At 48.8% G+C, this 1,070-nt stretch carries 1 pseudogene; it reads left to right on the forward strand.

The window, feature by feature from the left end:
* Positions 1–52: 52 nt before the first annotated feature.
* A pseudogene (locus ACJHX4_RS26710) lies at positions 53–1,070 on the forward strand (IS3-like element IS1397 family transposase); the annotation flags it as partial.

The following is a 1,070-nucleotide window of genomic DNA, read 5'->3' on the forward strand; positions in this document are numbered from 1 at the left end:
TTGAACTGCACCCCAAATGTTGGACATAATCTGACATCTGAAGGTGCAGTTTATGAAACATTCATTTGAAGTAAAACTTGCCGCTGTAAATCATTACCTGGCTGGTCATGCAGGCATCATTTCTACGGCAAAACTCTTTCAACTTTCTCACACCAGCCTCTCACACTGGATTAATCTTTTTCTTCTTCACGGTCCTCGGGCACTGGATTGCAGACACAAGCGTAGCTATTCTCCTGAAGATAAACTTTGCGTGGTTCTTTATGCTCTCGGGCATTCTGAGTCTCTACCCCGGGTAGCAGCCCGGTTTAACATTCCCAGCCACAACACGGTTAAAAACTGGATAAAAGGCTACCGCAAATCTGGTAATGAGGCCTTTATCAGGCGCAGGAAGGAGAAAAGCATGACCCGTTCTGATGATACCCATGAAAACGAGGCAAACATGACGCCGGAAGAGATGAAGAATGAGCTGCGTTATCTTCGCGCAGAAAATGCATATCTGAAAGCCATGCAGGAGCATCTTCTGGAAAAAAAGCGCCAGGAGCTGGAGAAAAAACGAAAGTCATCCAGAGCCTGAGGTACGGACACTGCCAGTCTGACCTGTTAAAGGCCGCAGGGCTGGCCAGAAGCACGCTGTACTACCAGCTGTCACTGCAGAAGGCTAAGGACAAGTATGCTGATGTGAAACAGCTCATAGCCTCCATCTTCCATGAACACCGGGGATGTTATGGGTACCGGCGGATCCATTGTGAGCTTCAGAAAAGAGGTCTTAAGTTCAGTGGCAAAACGGTGCGAAAACTGATGCAACAGCTCGGCCTGAAGTCTCCTGTGCGCCTGAAGAAATACCGGTCTTACCGGGGAAATATGGGACTCGCTGCAGAAAATATCCTTCAGCGACAGTTCAAAGCGGAAGCTCCCTGTGAGAAATGGGTGACAGATATCACCGAATTCAGGGCTGGCGGACAAAAACTGTACCTGTCCCCGATACTTGATTTGTTTAACGGGGAAATCGTGGCGTGGGAAACGGCCTGCAGGCCTACAGAGGAGCTGGTGAAGCGGATGTTAAATAAGGG

Source organism: Escherichia sp. WS2035, from assembly GCF_046487065.1.
Taxonomy (GTDB): domain Bacteria; phylum Pseudomonadota; class Gammaproteobacteria; order Enterobacterales; family Enterobacteriaceae; genus Escherichia; species Escherichia coli.